The following is a 16,303-nucleotide window of genomic DNA, read 5'->3' as shown; positions in this document are numbered from 1 at the left end:
GTGGTGGGGGGTTGGTGTGGTCGGGTTGCTCTGGCTGGGGCCACGTGCCGGGTGTCATACCCGCTTCCAACCTTTCTATGGGTGGGGGTGTGTGGTGATGCTGCGGTTGGTGGTGGCTGGTTGTTGGTTGAGAACTGTACAGTGGACGCGAGCATCTGTATCTTTGTTGCTTTTTGTTAAGTTTTTAAGAGCGCACGGTGGATGCCTTGGCACGAGGAACCGAAGAAGGACGTAGGAATCTGCGATAAGCCTCGGGGAGTCGATAACCAGACTGTGATCCGAGGGTGTCCGAATGGGGAAACCCGGCCAGCTTCATCGCTGGTCACCCGCACCTGAATATATAGGGTGTGTGGAGGGAACGTGGGGAAGTGAAACATCTCAGTACCCACAGGAAGAGAAACAACATGTGATTCCGTGAGTAGTGGCGAGCGAAAGCGGATGAGGCTAAACCGTAGTTGTGTGATACCTGGTAGGGGTTGCAGCTGCGGGGTTGTGGGAGTGGCGCGTACCGGGTCTACCAGCCTGGTGCACAGTAAGAAATCGCGTGGTGTAGGTGAAGGGTCTGGAAAGGCCTGGCGTAGACGGTGAGACCCCGGTAGCCGAAACACCCGTGACTGTGTGTGCCGCCTCCCGAGTAGTACGGGGCCCGAGAAATCCCGTACGAATCTGGCAGGACCACCTGCTAAGCCTAAATATTACCTCGTGACCGATAGCGGACAAGTACCGTGAGGGAAAGGTGAAAAGTACCCCGGGAGGGGAGTGAAATAGTTCCTGAAACCGTGCGCTTACAATCCGTCGGAGCTGCACCTCGTGTGTGGTGACGGCGTGCCTTTTGAAGAATGAGCCTGCGAGTTAGTGCTCAGTGGCGAGGTTAACCCGTGTGGGGAAGCCGTAGCGAAAGCGAGTCCGAACAGGGCGATTGAGTCGCTGGGTCTAGACCCGAAGCGGAGTGATCTACCCATGGCCAGGGTGAAGCGCGGGTAAGACCGCGTGGAGGCCCGAACCCACTTAGGTTGAAAACTGAGGGGATGAGCTGTGGGTAGGGGTGAAAGGCCAATCAAACTCCGTGATAGCTGGTTCTCCCCGAAATGCATTTAGGTGCAGCGTCATGTGTTTCTTGCCGGAGGTAGAGCTACTGGATGGCTGATGGGCCTTACCGGGTTACTGACGTCAGCCAAACTCCGAATGCCGGTAAGTGAGAGCATGGCAGTGAGACTGCGGGGGATAAGCTTCGTAGTCGAGAGGGAAACAGCCCAGATCACCAGCTAAGGTCCCTAAGCGTGTGCTAAGTGGGAAAGGATGTGGAGTTGCGAAGACAACCAGGAGGTTGGCTTAGAAGCAGCCACCCTTGAAAGAGTGCGTAATAGCTCACTGGTCAAGTGATTCCGCGCCGACAATGTAGCGGGGCTCAAGCACACCACCGAAGCTGTGGCATCAGCACTGTAGCTCAGCATCACCTTTCGTGGGTGGTGTTCAGGCGTGTTGATGGGTAGGGGAGCGTCGTGCCGGGAGTGAAGCATCCGAGTGATCGAGGTGTGGATCCGGCACGAGTGAGAATGCAGGCATGAGTAGCGAAAGAAGAGTGAGAAACTCTTCCGCCGAATCACCAAGGGTTCCAGGGTCAAGCTAATCTGCCCTGGGTAAGTCGGGACCTAAGGCGAGGCCGACAGGCGTAGTCGATGGACATCCGGTTGATATTCCGGAACCGGCGAAGAACCGACCCATACCGAATCCGGGGATGCTAAGCGCCTGAAGCCGCCCATATGTTTCGCACCTTCGGGTGCGGGGCCGGGTGGTGGAACGCGTGACCCGAGCTGGTAGTAGGTAAGCGATGGAAGGACGCAGGAAGGTAGCCTCCGCGTGGCGATGGTTGTCCACGTCGAAGAGCGCAGGGCCGGGGAGTGGTAAATCCGCCCCATCAGTGCCCGAGGCTTGATCGTGACCGCGTATGCGGGAAGCAGGGTGATCCTATGCTGCCAAGAAAAGTTCCTAGCGAGGTTCGAGCCGCCCGTACCCCAAACCGACTCAGGTGGTGAGGTAGAGAATACCGAGGCGATCGAGTGAATCGTGGTTAAGGAATTCGGCAAAATGCCCCCGTAACTTCGGGAGAAGGGGGGCCGGACGCGTGAAACCCCTTGCGGGTTAGCGCTGAAGGCCGCAGAGACCAGGGAGAAGCGACTGTTTACTAAAAACACAGGTCCGTGCGAAGTCGCAAGACGATGTATACGGACTGACGCCTGCCCGGTGCTGGAACGTTAAGGGGACGGGTCAACCCATTCGTGGGTGAAGCTCTGAACTTAAGCGCCAGTAAACGGCGGTGGTAACTATAACCATCCTAAGGTAGCGAAATTCCTTGTCGGGTAAGTTCCGACCTGCACGAATGGCGTAACGACTTCTCCACTGTCTCAACCGCGAACTCGGCGAAATTGCACTACGAGTAAAGATGCTCGTTACGCGCAGCAGGACGGAAAGACCCCGGGACCTTTACTATAGCTTGGTATTGGTGTTCGGTACGGCTTGTGTAGGATAGGTGGGAGACTGTGAAACAGCCACGCCAGTGGTTGGGAGTCAACGTTGAAATACCACTCTGGTCGTTCTGGATATCTAACCTCGGTCCGTGATCCGGACCAGGGACAGTGCCTGGTGGGTAGTTTAACTGGGGCGGTTGCCTCCTAAAATGTAACGGAGGCGCCCAAAGGTTCCCTCAGCCTGGTTGGTAATCAGGTGTCGAGTGTAAGTGCACAAGGGAGCTTGACTGTGAGACAGACATGTCGAGCAGAGACGAAAGTCGGGACTAGTGACCCGACGGTGGCTTGTGGAAGCGCCGTCGCTCAACGGATAAAAGGTACCCCGGGGATAACAGGCTGATCCTGCCCAAGAGCTCATATCGACGGCATGGTTTGGCACCTCGATGTCGGCTCGTCGCATCCTGGGGCTGGAGTCGGTCCCAAGGGTTGGGCTGTTCGCCCATTAAAGCGGTACGCGAGCTGGGTTTAGAACGTCGTGAGACAGTTCGGTCCCTATCCGCTGCGCGCGTAGGAAACTTGAGGAGAGCTGTCCCTAGTACGAGAGGACCGGGATGGACGAACCACTGGTGTGTCAGTTGTCCTGCCAAGGGCACCGCTGATTAGCTACGTTCGGACGTGATAACCGCTGAAAGCATCTAAGCGGGAAGCACACTTCGAGATGAGGTTTCCATCACCTTCGGGTGGAGAGGCTCCCAGCTAGACTACTGGGTTGATAGGCCGGACGTGGAAGCACAGCAATGTGCGTAGCTGACCGGTACTAATAAGCCGACAACTTAACAAAACCCAAGCTCTCAAAGTCCTACAGACTCAATGCTCGCGTCCACTGCACGGTTCCTGACCCACAACCCCCCAGCGGGTTTGTTGTGACATGGTCAACCATGTTACGGCGGTCATAGCGTCAGGGAAACGCCCGGTCACATTCCGAACCCGGAAGCTAAGCCTGACAGCGCCGATGGTACTGCACTGGAGACGGTGTGGGAGAGTAGGACACCGCCGGACCACCCTTCACGAAAGGGCCCGCCCACCAGGGCGGGCCCTTTCGCATGCCCACAGCAGGTCTGCACGCCGGGCCTGCCAGAATGAGCATTCCAGGCTGCCGACGAGAGGACACCCGTGAACCAGGAACGCCCCGCCTCAGGTGCGCGCCCCGGGGGGCGCGACCGACGTGACGGCGACCGACGTGACGGCGACCGACGTGACGGCGACCGCGGACGCCGGGGAGAGCGCCGCGGCCGCGACGGTGGCTCCCGGGAGCCGCAGGGTCGTGGGGGTCCGCCCGAGCGTGGCGGGCCCGGCCGTCCTCAGCGCGCGGGGTCCGCGGAGCGCCCCGACGTGCGCAGACCTCCCCGGATCCCCGAGCCGGCGCTGCCCGAGGACGCCGACGCCGGTGGTCTGGACCGCTCGCTGCGGAGCGAGCTGCGGACGTTGAGCAAGGAGAACGCCGAGGGGGTCGGCGGGCACCTGGTGATGGTCGGCAGGATGCTGGACGCCGAGGACTACGACCTGGCGCTGGCCCACGCCGAGGCGGCCGCGCGACGCGCCGGTCGGGTGGCCGGCGTGCGGGAGACCCTCGGCGTCGTGTACTACCGACGCGGGGAGTGGGCCAAGGCCCTCGCCGAGTTCCGGACCGCACGCCGGCTGAGCGGGTCCCAGCACCTCCTCCCGCTCATGGCCGACGTCGAGCGGGGCCTCGGCCGCCCCGAGCGTGCCGTCGAGCTCGCGGCCTCGCCCGAGGCGGCGCGGCTGGCGGCGCCCGAGCAGGTCGAGCTCGCCATCGTGGTCACCGGGGCGCGGGCGGACCTCGGGCAGCACGCCGCCGCCGTCCAGCACATCGAGCGGCTGGCCCGCGCCAGCACCGTGCGGCAGCCCTGGGCCGCCCGTGTGCGCTACGCCTACGCCTCGGCGCTGGAGGGAGCCGGCCGCGAGGAGGAGGCGCAGCAGTGGTACGCCTCGGCGGCCGAGGTGGACGTGCACGGCGAGACCGACGCCGCGGAGCGGCTCGGCACGAGCGACGAGGCCTGGGTGGTCGACCTCGGTGACGACGAGCCGGTGCCCGGGGAGTCCGGCGGCGACGAGCGCGCCCGCCCGACCCGAACCGACCGGGGGCCGGCGGAGGGACGGGCGTGATCTCCGGCCTGCTGTGCGACCTGGACGGCGTGGTCTACCGGGGCGAGCAGGCGTGCCCGGGCGCCGTCGAGGGTCTCCAGCGGGTCAGGGACGCGGGCATCGACGTGCTCTTCATGACCAACAACGCCTCGCGGACGCCCGCGACGGTGGCGCGGCACCTGGTCGACCTGGGGGTCCGTGCGGACGAGGGCGAGGTCCTCACCGCCTCGCAGGTGGCGGCGGAGGTGCTGGCCGAGGAGCACCCGGAGCTGCGGGGCTCCCTCCCGGTGCTGGCCGTGGGCGGGGAGGGGGTGGCGCAGGCCCTGCGCGACGCCGGCTTCGCGGTCGTCGCCCCCGACGAGGTGGCCGCGGCTGCGGAGCGGGGCGGGACGCCCGAGCTGGGGGCGGTCGTCCAGGGCTACGGGCCCGACCTCGGGGTCACCGACCTCACCGAGGCGACCTACGCCGTCCGCGCCGGCCTCCCGTGGATCGCCACCAACGACGACGCGACGCTGCCCACCGCGAGGGGCCTGGCGCCGGGCAACGGCTCGCTCGTGGCAGCCGTCGCGCACGCCACCGGCCAGCGACCCAGGGTCGTCGGCAAGCCGCACCGCCCCGCCTACGACGTGGGCCTGCGCCGTCTCGGCCACCCGCGCGGACAGACCCTCATGGTGGGGGACCGGCTGGAGACCGACATCGCGGGCGCCCGGGCCGCCGGGCTGCCGAGCGCCCTGGTGCTGACCGGGGTGTCCGACCGTGCCGAGGCGGAGGCGGCGCCGGACACGCAGCGACCCGACCACGTCGCCGGCACCCTCCTGGACCTGGCCGAGCTCTGGGGCGACGCATGAGCGCCGGACCCGACGAGGGCGACCACGGTCCCGTGGGCGACCACGGTCCCGTGGGCGCCGACGGGCCGACCGACGGAGGCTCGGACGGGGCGACCACGGCTCCGCCCACCACGGGCGACGACGAGGTCGACGCCACGCTGCGGACCCTCCGGCGGGCTCTCGAGCACGAGGACCCTGCCTCCGTGGCCGACGCCCTCGCCACGGCGCACCGCTCCCTGCAGGCCCGGCTGACGAGCCCCGACGCCGACCGCCCCGGGTCCCCGGGGGCCCGGCCACGACCCCGGTGACCCTCCGGCTGGACCAGGCCCTCGTGGCCCGGGGTCTGGCCCCGAGCCGGACGCAGGCGCAGCTGCTGGTCCGCGACGGCCTCGTCCAGGTGCGCCACGAGACCGTCCGGCGGCCCGCGCACCCGGTCGCCGACGACGACGAGGTGACGGTGCAGGGGTCGGGAGCCGGCACCGAGTCCGCCTGGGTGCGTCGCGGGTGGGTCGGGCGCGGCGCGGTCAAGCTGGCGCACGCGCTGGAGGCGTGGCCCGCGGTGGCTGAGCGGGTGCGGGGCCGCCGTGCCCTCGACGTGGGTGCGTCCACCGGGGGCTTCACGCAGGTGCTGCTCGAGCACGGGGCGGCCGGTGTGGTCGCGCTGGACGTCGGGCACGGGCAGCTCTCACCCCAGCTGCGCGAGGACCCGAGGGTGCAGGACCGGCCGGGACTCTCGGTCCGGGACGCGACGCCCGCGGTCCTGGGAGGCCCCTTCGAGGTGGTCGTCGCCGACCTGTCCTTCATCTCGCTGTCGGTCGTGCTGCCGCGCCTCGCCGAGCTCGCCTCACCCGGCGCCGACCTCGTGCTGCTCGTCAAGCCGCAGTTCGAGGTGGGCGCGGACGCGCTCGGGCGCAGCGGGGTCGTCCGCTCCGCGGGGCAGCGCGAGCGCGTCCTGCGCGCGCTCGACACCGAGGCGCGCGGGCACGGACTGTCCCCGCAGGACCTGCTCCGCTCGCCGCTGCGCGGGGCGAGCGGCAACGTGGAGTACCTCTGGTGGCTGCGTCGGTGCGCCCACCCGGGTCCCTGCCCGGTCGGGGCAGGCATGATGGGCTGTGTACCGGGACGCAGCGACATGGACGCCCTGATCAGGGCGCGAGCAGAGGAGGACGGATGAGCCGGCGCATCATGCTCGTGACCCACCCGACGCGCTCGGACGTGCCGCACCTCGCGAGCGAGTTCGCCGAGCGCCTGGGGCAGCACGGCATCGAGGTCGAGGTCGTCCCGGAGGCGGACCCCACCCACCAGGTCGTCTCCGACAGCGAGGTCGTCGCCCTCAAGAGCCCGGTGCCCGGGAACGTGGACGCCTCGGGCTTCGAGCTGGTCGTCGTCTTCGGCGGCGACGGCACCATCCTGCGGGGGGCGGAGATCGCCCGACCCGCCGGAACCCCGCTGCTGGGGGTCAACCTCGGTCGGGTCGGGTTCCTGGCCGAGGCGGAGAAGGACGACATCGAGGTCATCGTGGCCCGCATCGTCGACCGGGACTACCACGTCGAGAGCAGGATGACCCTCGAGGTCGACGTCCTGCACGACGGCCGGGTGGTCTGCCACAACTGGGCTCTCAACGAGGCGAGCGTCGAGAAGTCCGCCCGGGAGCGCATGCTCGAGCTGGCGGTCGAGGTCGACGGCCGACCGCTGTCGACCTGGGGCTGCGACGGCGTGGTCATGTCCACGCCCACGGGGTCCACCGCCTACGCCTTCTCCGGTGGCGGGCCCATCGTCTGGCCCGACGTGGAGGCGCTGCTGGTCGTCCCCATCTCGGCGCACGCCCTCTTCGCGCGTCCCCTGGTCCTCGGGCCGGACGCCCACCTGGCGGTCGAGGTGGTCCCGCACAGCCACGTCACCGGGGTGATGTGGTGCGACGGGCGTCGGACCGTCGAGCTGCCCCCGGGGGCGCGCATCGAGGTGCGCCGGTCGACGACGCCCGTGCTGCTGGCGCGGCTCGGGACCAGCCCCTTCACCGACCGGCTCGTCGCCAAGTTCGCCCTCCCGGTCTCCGGGTGGCGCGGCCCGGCCGGCGGTCAGCCCGGGGTCACGGCGTGACGCTGCGTCGCATCCGGCTCCAGCAGCTCGGGGTCATCGAGGAGGCGGAGCTCGACCTGGCTCCCGGTCTCAACGTCATCACCGGCGAGACCGGGGCCGGCAAGACGATGGTGGTCAGCGGGCTCGGGCTCCTCCTGGGGGAGCGCGCCGACGCCGGCCTGGTGCGGGCCGGGGCGTCCCGGGCCGTGGTCGAGGGGGAGGTCGACGTGCCCCACGACCACCCCGCCGCCCGGCGGGTGGAGGAGGCCGGGGGCGACGCCACGGACGGGCTCATCCTGGTGCGGACCGTCGCGGCCGAGGGGCGGTCGCGCGCCAGCGTCGGTGGCCGCAGCGCTCCGGTCTCGGTCCTGGGTGAGGTCGGCGAGCACCTCGTCGCGGTCCACGGCCAGGCCGACCAGTGGCGGCTGCGGGACGCCGAGCAGCACCGGGTCCTCCTGGACGCGGCCGGCGGCCCCGACCTGGCGGCGGCAGCCGAGGCGTATGCCGAGGCCTGGGGGGCGTGGCAGCAGGCTCGGGAGCGGTGGGCCGAGCTCACGCGGACCAGTGCCGAGCGCTCGCTGCGGGTGTCCGCCCTGCGCACCGCCGTGGAGGAGATCGAGCAGGTCGACCCGGCGCCGGGGGAGGAGTCCGACCTGCGCGCGGAGGCCGACCGCCTGACGTATGCCGAGGAGCTGCGCCAGGCGGCGCACGGCGCCCACGAGGCGCTCGTCGGGGCGACCCGGCCACGGGTGCGGCCGACGGTCCGTCGGTCTCGGGCTGCTGGCGGCCGCGGTCGCGGCCCTCGGGCCGGCGGCCGAGCACGACGAGGAGCTGGCCGCGCTGCTGCGCAGGGTGCAGGACCTGCTCTACCTCGCCAGCGACCTGGGGCCGGAGCTCGCGGGCTACGCCGCCGGCGTCGAGGTCGACCCGGAGCGGCTGGAGTCCGTGCACGCCCGGCGCTCCGAGCTCGGCGCGCTGCTGCGACGCTACGGGTCCAGCACCGAGGAGGTGCTGGAGTTCGCCCGGCGGGCGGCGCAGGAGCTGCACGACATCGACGTCTCCGACGAGGACCTCGCCCAGCTGGCCTCCGAGGTGGCGCGGCTGCGCGACGAGGCGGGGCGGCGCGGCGCCGAGCTCGGTGCCGTCCGACGCCGGACCGCCGAGCGGGTCGCGGCGACCGTCACCCAGGAGCTGTCCCACCTGGCCATGGGCTCGGCGACGGTCAGCATCGAGGTGGCCTACCGCCGGCCCGAGCGGTCGGCCGAGACGGACGGCCCGCAGGACGGCCCGGGGGAGCCGGTGGTGGAGCTGCCCGACGGGTCGCAGGTGCGGGCCGGGCGCTCGGGCCTCGACACCGTCGAGATCCGGCTGGCCGCCAACCCGGGGGCCCCGGCGCGGTCCGTCACCCGGGCGGCGTCCGGCGGTGAGCTGTCCCGCGTCATGCTGGCGCTCGAGCTGGTCTGCGGCGACGGGGCCGTGCCCACCTACGTCTTCGACGAGGTCGACGCCGGTGTGGGGGGTGCGGCGGCCCTGGACCTGGGGGCCCGTCTGGCGCGGCTGGCCACCTCCTCCCAGGTCATCGTCGTCACCCACCTGGGGCAGGTCGCCGCCCACGCCGACCGCCATCTCGTGGTGCGCAAGAGCACCGACGGGCAGGTCACGAGCAGCGGCGTCAGCGTCGTGGAGGGGACGGAGCGGGAGGCCGAGCTGGCGCGGATGCTGGGCGGCGTCGCCGACTCCGAGGCGGCGCTGGAGCACGCACGGGAGCTGCTGTCCCGTCGTGCGACCATTGACGCCGGATGAGCACGAGGCGCCGAGCGAGCACCCGCCACACCGGTCCCGTGGCGGGCCCGGTGCGGGTCGACGCGCGCACCAAGCGCCTGACGGCGCGGTTGCAGCCCGGGGACGTCGCGGTCATCGACCACGCCGACCTCGACCAGGTCAGCGCCACCGCGCTCGTCGCCTGCGCACCGGTCGCCGTCGTCAACGCCGCCTCCTCCACGACCGGCGCCTACCCCAACATGGGGCCGCAGATCCTGCTGGACGCGGGCATACCCCTGCTCGACGCCGCCGGCAGCGAGGTGATGTCCCTGACCGAGGGCACGTCCGTGACGGTGACCGGCGAGCAGGTCCGGGTCGACGGAGCCGTCGTCGCGGAGGGTGTGCGGATGACGCCGGAGCTGGTCCGGGTGCAGCAGGAGGAGGCCCGCGGCAACCTGTCCCAGCAGATCGAGGCGTTCTCGCACAACACCATGGAGTACGTCCGCGCGGAGCGGGAGCTGCTGCTGGACGGCATCGGGGTCCCCGAGCTGCGCACCAGCTTCGCCGGGCGCTACGCCCTGGTGGTCGTGCGCGGCTACCACTACAAGGAGGACCTGCAGACCCTGCGGCCGTTCCTGCGCGAGGCCAGACCCGTCCTCATCGGCGTCGATGGCGGGGCCGACGCGCTGCTGGAGATGGGGCACACCCCCGACCTCGTCGTCGGTGACATGGACTCCGTGTCCGACGCCGCCCTCACCAGCGGTGCCGAGCTGGTGGTGCACGCCTACCGCGACGGTCGCGCCCCGGGGCTGGAACGGGTGGAGGCCCTCGGGGTCACGGACGCGGTGGTGCTGCCGGCTCCGGGGACGAGCGAGGACATCGCCATGCTGCTGGCGGACGAGCTCGGGGCCGAGCTCATCGTGGCCGTCGGCACGCACGCCACCCTCGTGGAGTTCCTCGACAAGGGCCGGCAGGGGATGGCCAGCACCTTCCTCACCCGCCTCCGCGTCGGCAGCAAGCTGGTCGACGCCAAGGGCGTGAGCCTGCTCTACCGGTCGCGGATCCCCACGGTGTCGCTGGTCTGGCTGGTGCTGGCCGGTCTGCTGGCCCTGCTCGTCGCGCTGGCCGTCACCCCTGGTGGCAGGGCCCTGCTCGGCGTGCTGGCCGTACGATGGGACGACGTCTGGGCCTGGATGGAGGGGCTGTTCTCACCGTGATCGACTTCCGCTACCACCTCGTGTCGCTGGTCGCGGTCTTCATCGCCCTGGCGGTCGGGATCGTCCTCGGCGCCGGCCCCCTGCGCGAGGGCATCTCGGACACCATCGACGAGGAGGTCGGGCAGCTGCGGACCGAGCGGACCGAGCTGCGCTCCGAGCTGGACGTGCGCGCGCGCCAGGCCGAGGCCAAGGACGAGGCCGTCGACCTGCTCAGCCCGCGCGGGGTGGCCGGCACCCTCAACGGCACCAGGGTGGCCCTGGTGGTGCTGCCGGGGGCCGACCGCAACCACGTGGCGCTGCTGGAGGACCGGGTCGCCGAGGCCGGTGGGGCGCTGGTGCTGGAGGTCGAGGTCGAGGACTCCTTCGACACCGCGCAGGTCGACGAGGGCCTGGTCGAGCGGCTCGCGACGACGCTGGAGGTCCCGGAGGTCCGGGGCGTGGACGAGGCAGGCCCGGGCGCGCTCCTGGGGGCGACGCTGGCAGGGGCGGACCCGGAGGGCGACGTGGGCGCGTGGCTCGCGGCCGCGGAGCGCCTCGAGGACGAGGGCCTGCTCGACCTGCGCTGGCAGGGGCCGGCGGCGCAGGTCACCGACCGCCGTCCCCCCGACGTCATGATCGTCGTCGGGGGTGGACTCCCCGAGGCGGCCGACGACGAGGCCCAGCCGGAGGTCGAGGCCCGGCTGAGCACCCGGCTGGACCTCGTGCGCACGCTGGCCGCGCTGGACCAGCCGCTGGTGGTCGGGGCGGCGGGCACCGAGAGCGAGGCCCTGGCCGAGGGCGGGGGCGAGGACGCCCTCGTGCAGGCCATCCGGGACGACGGCGGCCTGCGCGACGACGTCTCGACCGTCGACGACCTGGAGAGCGCCAGCGGCCGGGCGGCGGCGGTGCTCGGGCTGGCCTGGGAGCTGCAGGAGGAGGCAGGGCACTACGGTCTCGGCCGGCAGGCGGAGGCACCCGTGCCGGCGCCGCCGCCGCTGCGGCTGGGCACGACGTCCGGCACGGACGCCCAGCCACCGGCCGACGGGCCGGTGCCCGACGACGCCGAGACCACGTCGGTCCCGTGACCCCGGCCGGCCCGCTCGTCGGCCCCGCTGCCCCGGTCGGCCCGCTCGTCGGTCCCGTGACCCCAGCGGGCCCGCACCGCGGTCCCGCCGCCGCGGCCGGCCCGGCCAGCACGGCGCTCGGTCCGGCCGCCGCGCTGCTGACCTGGGGGGTGCGCAGGCTGGACCGTGCCGGTGCCCTGCCCGGAGGGGGCCAGCGGTGGACCAGGGTGAACCATCGGGGCGACGAGGTGACGCTGGTGGAGGGCGTGGCCCTGGCGATCGGCACGGCGGCGCCGCTGGCCCTGGTCGAGCCGGCCTCGGCCGCGGCGGTCCTGCTCGCCGCGGGTGCGGGTGCCGTCGACGACCTGGCGGGCGAGACCGGCGTCAAAGGGCTGCGGGGGCATCTGGGCGCGCTGCGCCGGGGCCGGGTGACCACCGGCGCGCTCAAGATCGGCGTGCTCGTCGCGGCCGGCACGCTCGCCGCGTGCGCGGTCGACCGCGACCGAGGACACGGGCCGCAGACGCTGGCGGCCGCCGGGGTCGTCGCCGGCGCCGCGAACCTCGCGAACCTGCTCGACCTGCGCCCGGGGCGGACGCTCAAGGTGGGGCTCCTGGTCGGCCTGCCCCTGGCGCGCACGCAGCCCGCGGCGGCGGCCTGCTCGGGCGCCGCCCTCGCGGCCCTGCCCGACGACCTAGGCGGGCGGAGCATGCTCGGCGACACCGGGGCCAACGCCGTGGGTGCGGCCCTGGGTGTCGCGGCCGTCCGGGAGCTGTCGCCGCGGGCCCGGTGGGCCTGGCTCGCCGGCCTCGCCGGCCTCACGCTGCTCAGCGAGCGGGTCAGCTTCTCCCGGGTCATCGACGCGACCCCCGGCCTGCGTCAGCTGGACCGCTGGGGCCGTCGATGAGCCTGCCGGGTCCGGGGCCCAGCCGCCGGATCGCCGGCCAGGGACTGCTCGCCGCGGCGGGCATCCTCGCGGCCACCACCCTGCTCGCCCGGGTGGCCGGGGTGGCCCGCTGGGTGGCCTTCTCCGAGGCGGTGGGGACCACCTGCCTGGGGCAGGTCTACACCACCGTCAACCTCATCCCCAACGTCGTCTTCGAGATCGCGGCCGGAGGGGCGCTCGCCGCGGTGGCCGTCCCGCTGGTGGCGCGCCACCTGCAGGACGGCGACGAGGACCGTGCCGACCGCACCGCCTCGGCGCTGCTGGGCTGGTCGCTGCTCGTGCTGGTCCCGCTCGCGCTGCTGGCGGCCCTGCTCGCGGGACCTCTCACCGCCGCCCTGCTCGGCGCGGGCGACCCCGACGGGTGCGACCCGGCGGCGGCGGAGCGGGCGGGCCGCCTCATGCTGCTGCTCTTCGCCCCCCAGGTGGTGCTCTACGGCGTCGGCATCGTGCTCACCGGGGTGCTGCAGGCCCACCGCCGGTTCCTCGCCGCCGCCGCGGCTCCGCTGCTGTCCAGCGTCGTCGTCATCGCCGTCTACCTCCTCGTCGGGGCGACCGTCGACACCGACGTCCCGCTCGAGGAGGTGCCGGACCAGGTGCTGGTCCTGCTGGCGGGTGGCACCACCCTCGGCGTCGTCGCCCTCAGCCTCCCGCTGCTGCTGCCCGCGGCCCGCGCCGGGGTGCGGTGGCGCCCCACCCTGCGCTTCCCCGCAGGCTCGGGGCGACTCGCGGGCGGGCTCGCGCTCGCCGGGCTGGTGACCGTGGGGGCCCAGCAGGTCTTCACGGTGGTGGTCATCCTGGTCGCCAACAGCACCGGGGTCGGGGGCATCACCGTCTGGACGTATGCGCAGACCGTCTACCTGCTGCCGTACGCCGTCCTCGTGGTCCCGCTGGCCACCGCGGCCTTCCCGCGACTCGTGGGGGAGGCCGCCGCGACGCGCGCGGTGCTGCGCCGCACGGCGACCGCGGTGGCCGTGGCCGCGTGCGCGGGGGGCGCCGCCCTGGTCGCCGCGAGCGGGGAGGTCGGGGCGGCCTTCCTCGCCCTCGACGCCGGAGCCGGGGGAGCCGGGCAGGAGGCGCTGAACGCCCTGCCCGCAGCCCTGTCCGCCCTCGCGCCCGGTCTCGTCGGGTTCGGCCTCGTCGCGCTGCTCACGCGCGCGCTCTACGTCGCCGGCCGCCCGCGCGCGGCGGCGGCCGGAGCCGCCGCCGGCTGGCTCCTGGCGGCGCTCGTGGGCCTCGCGGGGGCAGGCGCGGCAGCCGGGCACGGCGTCGGTGCGGTCCTCGTCCTGCTGGCCTCCGCCTCGTCGGCGGGGATGCTGGTCTCGGCAGGGGTGCTCGCCCGGGCGACCCACCTGGCGTGGGGGCGGGGTGCGCTGAGCGGGCTTCCCCGGGCCGTGGTGGTGGCCCTGGCCGGCGGGGTGGCCGGGGTGCTGCTGGCCGCCCTCCTGCCGGGTGCCGACGCCGGGTCGGGTGCGTCGGGGACCATGGCGGCGGCGGTGGCCCTGGGCACCCTGCGGGGCGCGGTGGCCGTCGCCGGGGTCCTCGGGGTCGTCCTGCTGCTGGACCGGGAGGCGGCGGCGCCGATCCTGGAACGCCTGCGGCGGCGACCGCGGGAGGAGGACCGGTGAGGGTGCTGCTGGTGGTGGGGGTCGTCGGCGGCGGCGTCGGCCGGCACGTGCGCCAGCTCGCCGCCGAGCTCGTGGGCGCCGGCCACGTCGTGGTGGTGGCCTGCCCCCGGGTGGTGGCGGACCGCTTCGACCTGGACGCCACCGGGGCCCGCGTCCAGCCGGTCGAGGTCGGCGTCGGCTCACCGGGCGCCCTCGCCCGCACCCACGCCCGCCTGCAGGTCCTGGCCCGCGGGGCGCAGGTGGTGCACGCCCACGGTGTGCGCGCCGGCGCCGCCGCCGCCCTGGCCGTCCCGCGCGGAGGCCGGTCCCGGGGCGCCCCGCTGGTCGTCACCAGCCACAACGGTCCCCCCGACGGGCGCCCGGCCGCGCTGACGTATGCGGCGCTCGAAGCGGTGGTCTGCCGCCGCGCGGACCTCGTCCTGGGGGTGTCGTCGGACCTGGTGCAGCGAGCCCGGCGCCGCGGCGCGCGTGCGGCCGGCCTCGCCGTGGTCCCGTCCTCGGTGGCTGCCCCGGCCACCGACGCCCAGCGCGAGCAGGCCGCGCAGGAGCTGCGCGCCGAGCTCGGCGTCCCGGCCGGGGCCGGGGTGGTGCTCACGGCAGGACGCCTGGCGCGCCAGAAGCGGGTCGACGTGCTCCTGGAGGCGCACCGTCGCCTGCGGACCGACCGCCGGCTCGGTGCCCCGCCGGTCCTCGTGGTGGTCGGTGACGGTCCCCTCGCCGGGGCGCTGCGCGAGCAGGCCGCGGACGTCGGGGGCGTCGTGCACTTCCTCGGCCACCGGCAGGACGTGCCCCGGCTGCTCGCCGGGGCGGACGTCGTCGTGTCGTCCGCGGACTGGGAGGGCCAGCCCCTCGTCCTGCAGGAGGCGCTCGCCGCCGGAGCCCCCGTCGTCGCCACCGAGGTGGGGGGCACGGCCGACCTCCTGGCCGGTGCCGGGGTGCTCGTGCCCCCGGGGTCGTCCGCCGACCTGGCCGACGCCGTCGCCGGTCTCCTGCTCGACCCCGCGTCCCGGGCCGACCTCGCCCGACGGGCCCGCGACCGGGCGACCCGGCTGCCGACCGGGCTGGACGCGCTCGAGGCGGCGCTCGCCGCATACCGCGCCGTCCTGCCCGACCCCGGCACCACCTCCCACGGGTCCGCAGGGGTGGCGGAGTCGTCGACGACCGACCAGGACGGAGCACCCATGGACCTCTCCGCAGTCCACCCGACGCTGCGCGCCGCCGCGCAGAAGGTGCCGAGGACCGACCTCGAGAGCCGGGCCGTGCGCCTCCTGGCGAGGGCGGCCACCGCGTTCGTGCCCGGTCGGCGCGTCGCGGGCGTCTCGCGGCGCACGGTCCGGCACGACGGTCTCAGGCTGCGGGTCTACACCCCCTCCAGGCCGTCCGGAGCCGGGCTGCTGTGGATCCACGGAGGAGGGCTCGTCCTCGGGTCGGCCGCGATGGACGACCTGCACTGCGGGGAGACGGCGCGCGACACCGGGGTCACGGTGGTCTCGGTCGACTACCGCCTGGCGCCGCGCCACCCCTTCCCGGCGGCGATCGACGACTGCCACACGGGGTGGCGGTGGCTGCGCGCCCAGGCCGACGGCCTCGGCCTCGACGTCGCGCGCCTGGCGGTCGGCGGGCAGAGCGCCGGGGGAGGGCTCGCCGCGAGCCTCGTCCAGCGGGTCGTCGACGAGGGAGACCCGGTGGCGGCGCAGTGGCTCTTCTGCCCCATGCTCGACGACCGCACCGCCGCGGACCGCGACCGGGACGCCGCCGACCACCTCGTCTGGAACAACCGGTCGAACCTCGTCGGCTGGTCGGCCTACCTCGGCGCGGGCGTGGGCGCCGAGTCGCTGCCCCCCTACGCGGCGCCCGCGCGGCGGGAGGACCTGGCGGGCATGCCGCCGACCTGGATCTCCACCTCCGACATCGAGCTGTTCTTCGACGAGGACGTTGACTACGCGCACCGGCTCCGTGCCGCCGGCACGGACGTCACCCTGGAGGTCGTCGCCGGGGCCCCGCACGGGTTCGAGTCCTGGGCGCCCCGCCACCCGATGGCGCTGGAGCTCCTGACCACCGCCCGGTCCTGGCTCACCGACCGCCTCGCCACCGGGGCGCCGTGAGGCCCGCCGGGCGCCCCCCGACGCGCCCGGTGACCACCCCTGTCCCGGACCCCACGGATGTCACGTAG

11 protein-coding genes, 2 rRNA genes and 1 pseudogene are annotated in these 16,303 nt (G+C 72.7%); all 14 read left to right on the top strand.

From position 1 onward, the window contains the following. Positions 1-174 precede the first annotated feature (174 nt). The 14 genes and pseudogenes from FHD63_RS08485 to FHD63_RS16265 all read left to right on the top strand — a co-directional run bounded on the left by FHD63_RS08485 (position 175) and on the right by FHD63_RS16265 (position 16,235). Positions 175-3,309: ribosomal RNA gene (locus FHD63_RS08485) — 23S ribosomal RNA — on the top strand. A gap of 101 nt (positions 3,310-3,410) precedes the next feature. Further along, positions 3,411-3,527, top strand: a 5S ribosomal RNA gene (rrf, locus tag FHD63_RS08480). Positions 3,528-3,860: 333 nt separating this feature from the next. Next, complete coding sequence (locus FHD63_RS08475) at positions 3,861-4,655, top strand: tetratricopeptide repeat protein (RefSeq protein ID WP_174964916.1); 795 nt, start codon at positions 3,861-3,863, stop codon at positions 4,653-4,655. Continuing rightward, positions 4,652-5,482 carry an HAD-IIA family hydrolase gene (locus FHD63_RS08470; protein WP_139721693.1) on the top strand — a complete coding sequence of 277 codons (831 nt, stop codon included), beginning with the start codon at positions 4,652-4,654 and terminating at the stop codon, positions 5,480-5,482. Before FHD63_RS08475 ends, FHD63_RS08470 begins: the two co-directional genes overlap by 4 nt. After that, entirely contained in the window at positions 5,479-5,769 is a 291-nt protein-coding gene (locus tag FHD63_RS08465; RefSeq protein WP_139721692.1) for a hypothetical protein, read from the top strand. The genes FHD63_RS08470 and FHD63_RS08465 overlap by 4 nt, the downstream gene beginning before the upstream one ends. Next, positions 5,766-6,635 (top strand): TlyA family RNA methyltransferase, encoded by an 870-nt coding sequence (locus FHD63_RS08460; RefSeq protein WP_139721691.1) that lies wholly within the window; start codon positions 5,766-5,768, stop codon positions 6,633-6,635. The genes FHD63_RS08465 and FHD63_RS08460 overlap by 4 nt, the downstream gene beginning before the upstream one ends. Further along, on the top strand, positions 6,632-7,561 hold the full coding sequence (locus FHD63_RS08455) for an NAD kinase (RefSeq protein ID WP_139721690.1): 930 nt from the start codon (positions 6,632-6,634) through the stop codon (positions 7,559-7,561). The genes FHD63_RS08460 and FHD63_RS08455 overlap by 4 nt, the downstream gene beginning before the upstream one ends. Beyond that, positions 7,519-7,650: pseudogene (locus tag FHD63_RS16965) on the top strand (hypothetical protein); the annotation flags it as partial. The gene FHD63_RS08455 and the pseudogene FHD63_RS16965, both read left to right, overlap by 43 nt. Positions 7,651-8,221: 571 nt before the next feature. Then, positions 8,222-9,343, top strand: a complete 1,122-nt coding sequence (locus FHD63_RS16960) for a DNA repair protein RecN (protein ID WP_338056398.1) — start codon at positions 8,222-8,224, stop codon at positions 9,341-9,343. After that, positions 9,340-10,518: a putative cytokinetic ring protein SteA gene (steA, locus tag FHD63_RS08445; protein ID WP_139721689.1), complete on the top strand. Its 1,179-nt coding sequence runs from the start codon at positions 9,340-9,342 to the stop codon at positions 10,516-10,518. The genes FHD63_RS16960 and steA overlap by 4 nt, the downstream gene beginning before the upstream one ends. Further along, a complete protein-coding gene (locus tag FHD63_RS08440; RefSeq protein WP_158296739.1) occupies positions 10,515-11,582 on the top strand; it encodes a copper transporter in 1,068 nt (355 codons plus the stop codon). Before steA ends, FHD63_RS08440 begins: the two co-directional genes overlap by 4 nt. Further along, positions 11,579-12,466, top strand: a complete 888-nt coding sequence (locus FHD63_RS08435; RefSeq protein ID WP_238705589.1) for a hypothetical protein — start codon at positions 11,579-11,581, stop codon at positions 12,464-12,466. Before FHD63_RS08440 ends, FHD63_RS08435 begins: the two co-directional genes overlap by 4 nt. Continuing rightward, on the top strand, positions 12,463-14,130 hold the full coding sequence (locus tag FHD63_RS08430) for a lipid II flippase MurJ (protein WP_139721687.1): 1,668 nt from the start codon (positions 12,463-12,465) through the stop codon (positions 14,128-14,130). The genes FHD63_RS08435 and FHD63_RS08430 overlap by 4 nt, the downstream gene beginning before the upstream one ends. Next, the gene (locus tag FHD63_RS16265; protein WP_202978359.1) at positions 14,127-16,235 is read left to right on the top strand and encodes an alpha/beta hydrolase fold domain-containing protein; all 2,109 of its coding nucleotides are present in this window, start codon (positions 14,127-14,129) and stop codon (positions 16,233-16,235) included. The genes FHD63_RS08430 and FHD63_RS16265 overlap by 4 nt, the downstream gene beginning before the upstream one ends. Positions 16,236-16,303: the final 68 nt, after the last annotated feature.

The organism is Serinicoccus chungangensis, from assembly GCF_006337125.1.
GTDB lineage: Bacteria > Actinomycetota > Actinomycetes > Actinomycetales > Dermatophilaceae > Ornithinicoccus > Ornithinicoccus chungangensis.
The sequence above is the reverse complement of the archived record's forward strand: the minus strand, read 5'-3'. Positions and strand labels throughout refer to the sequence as shown.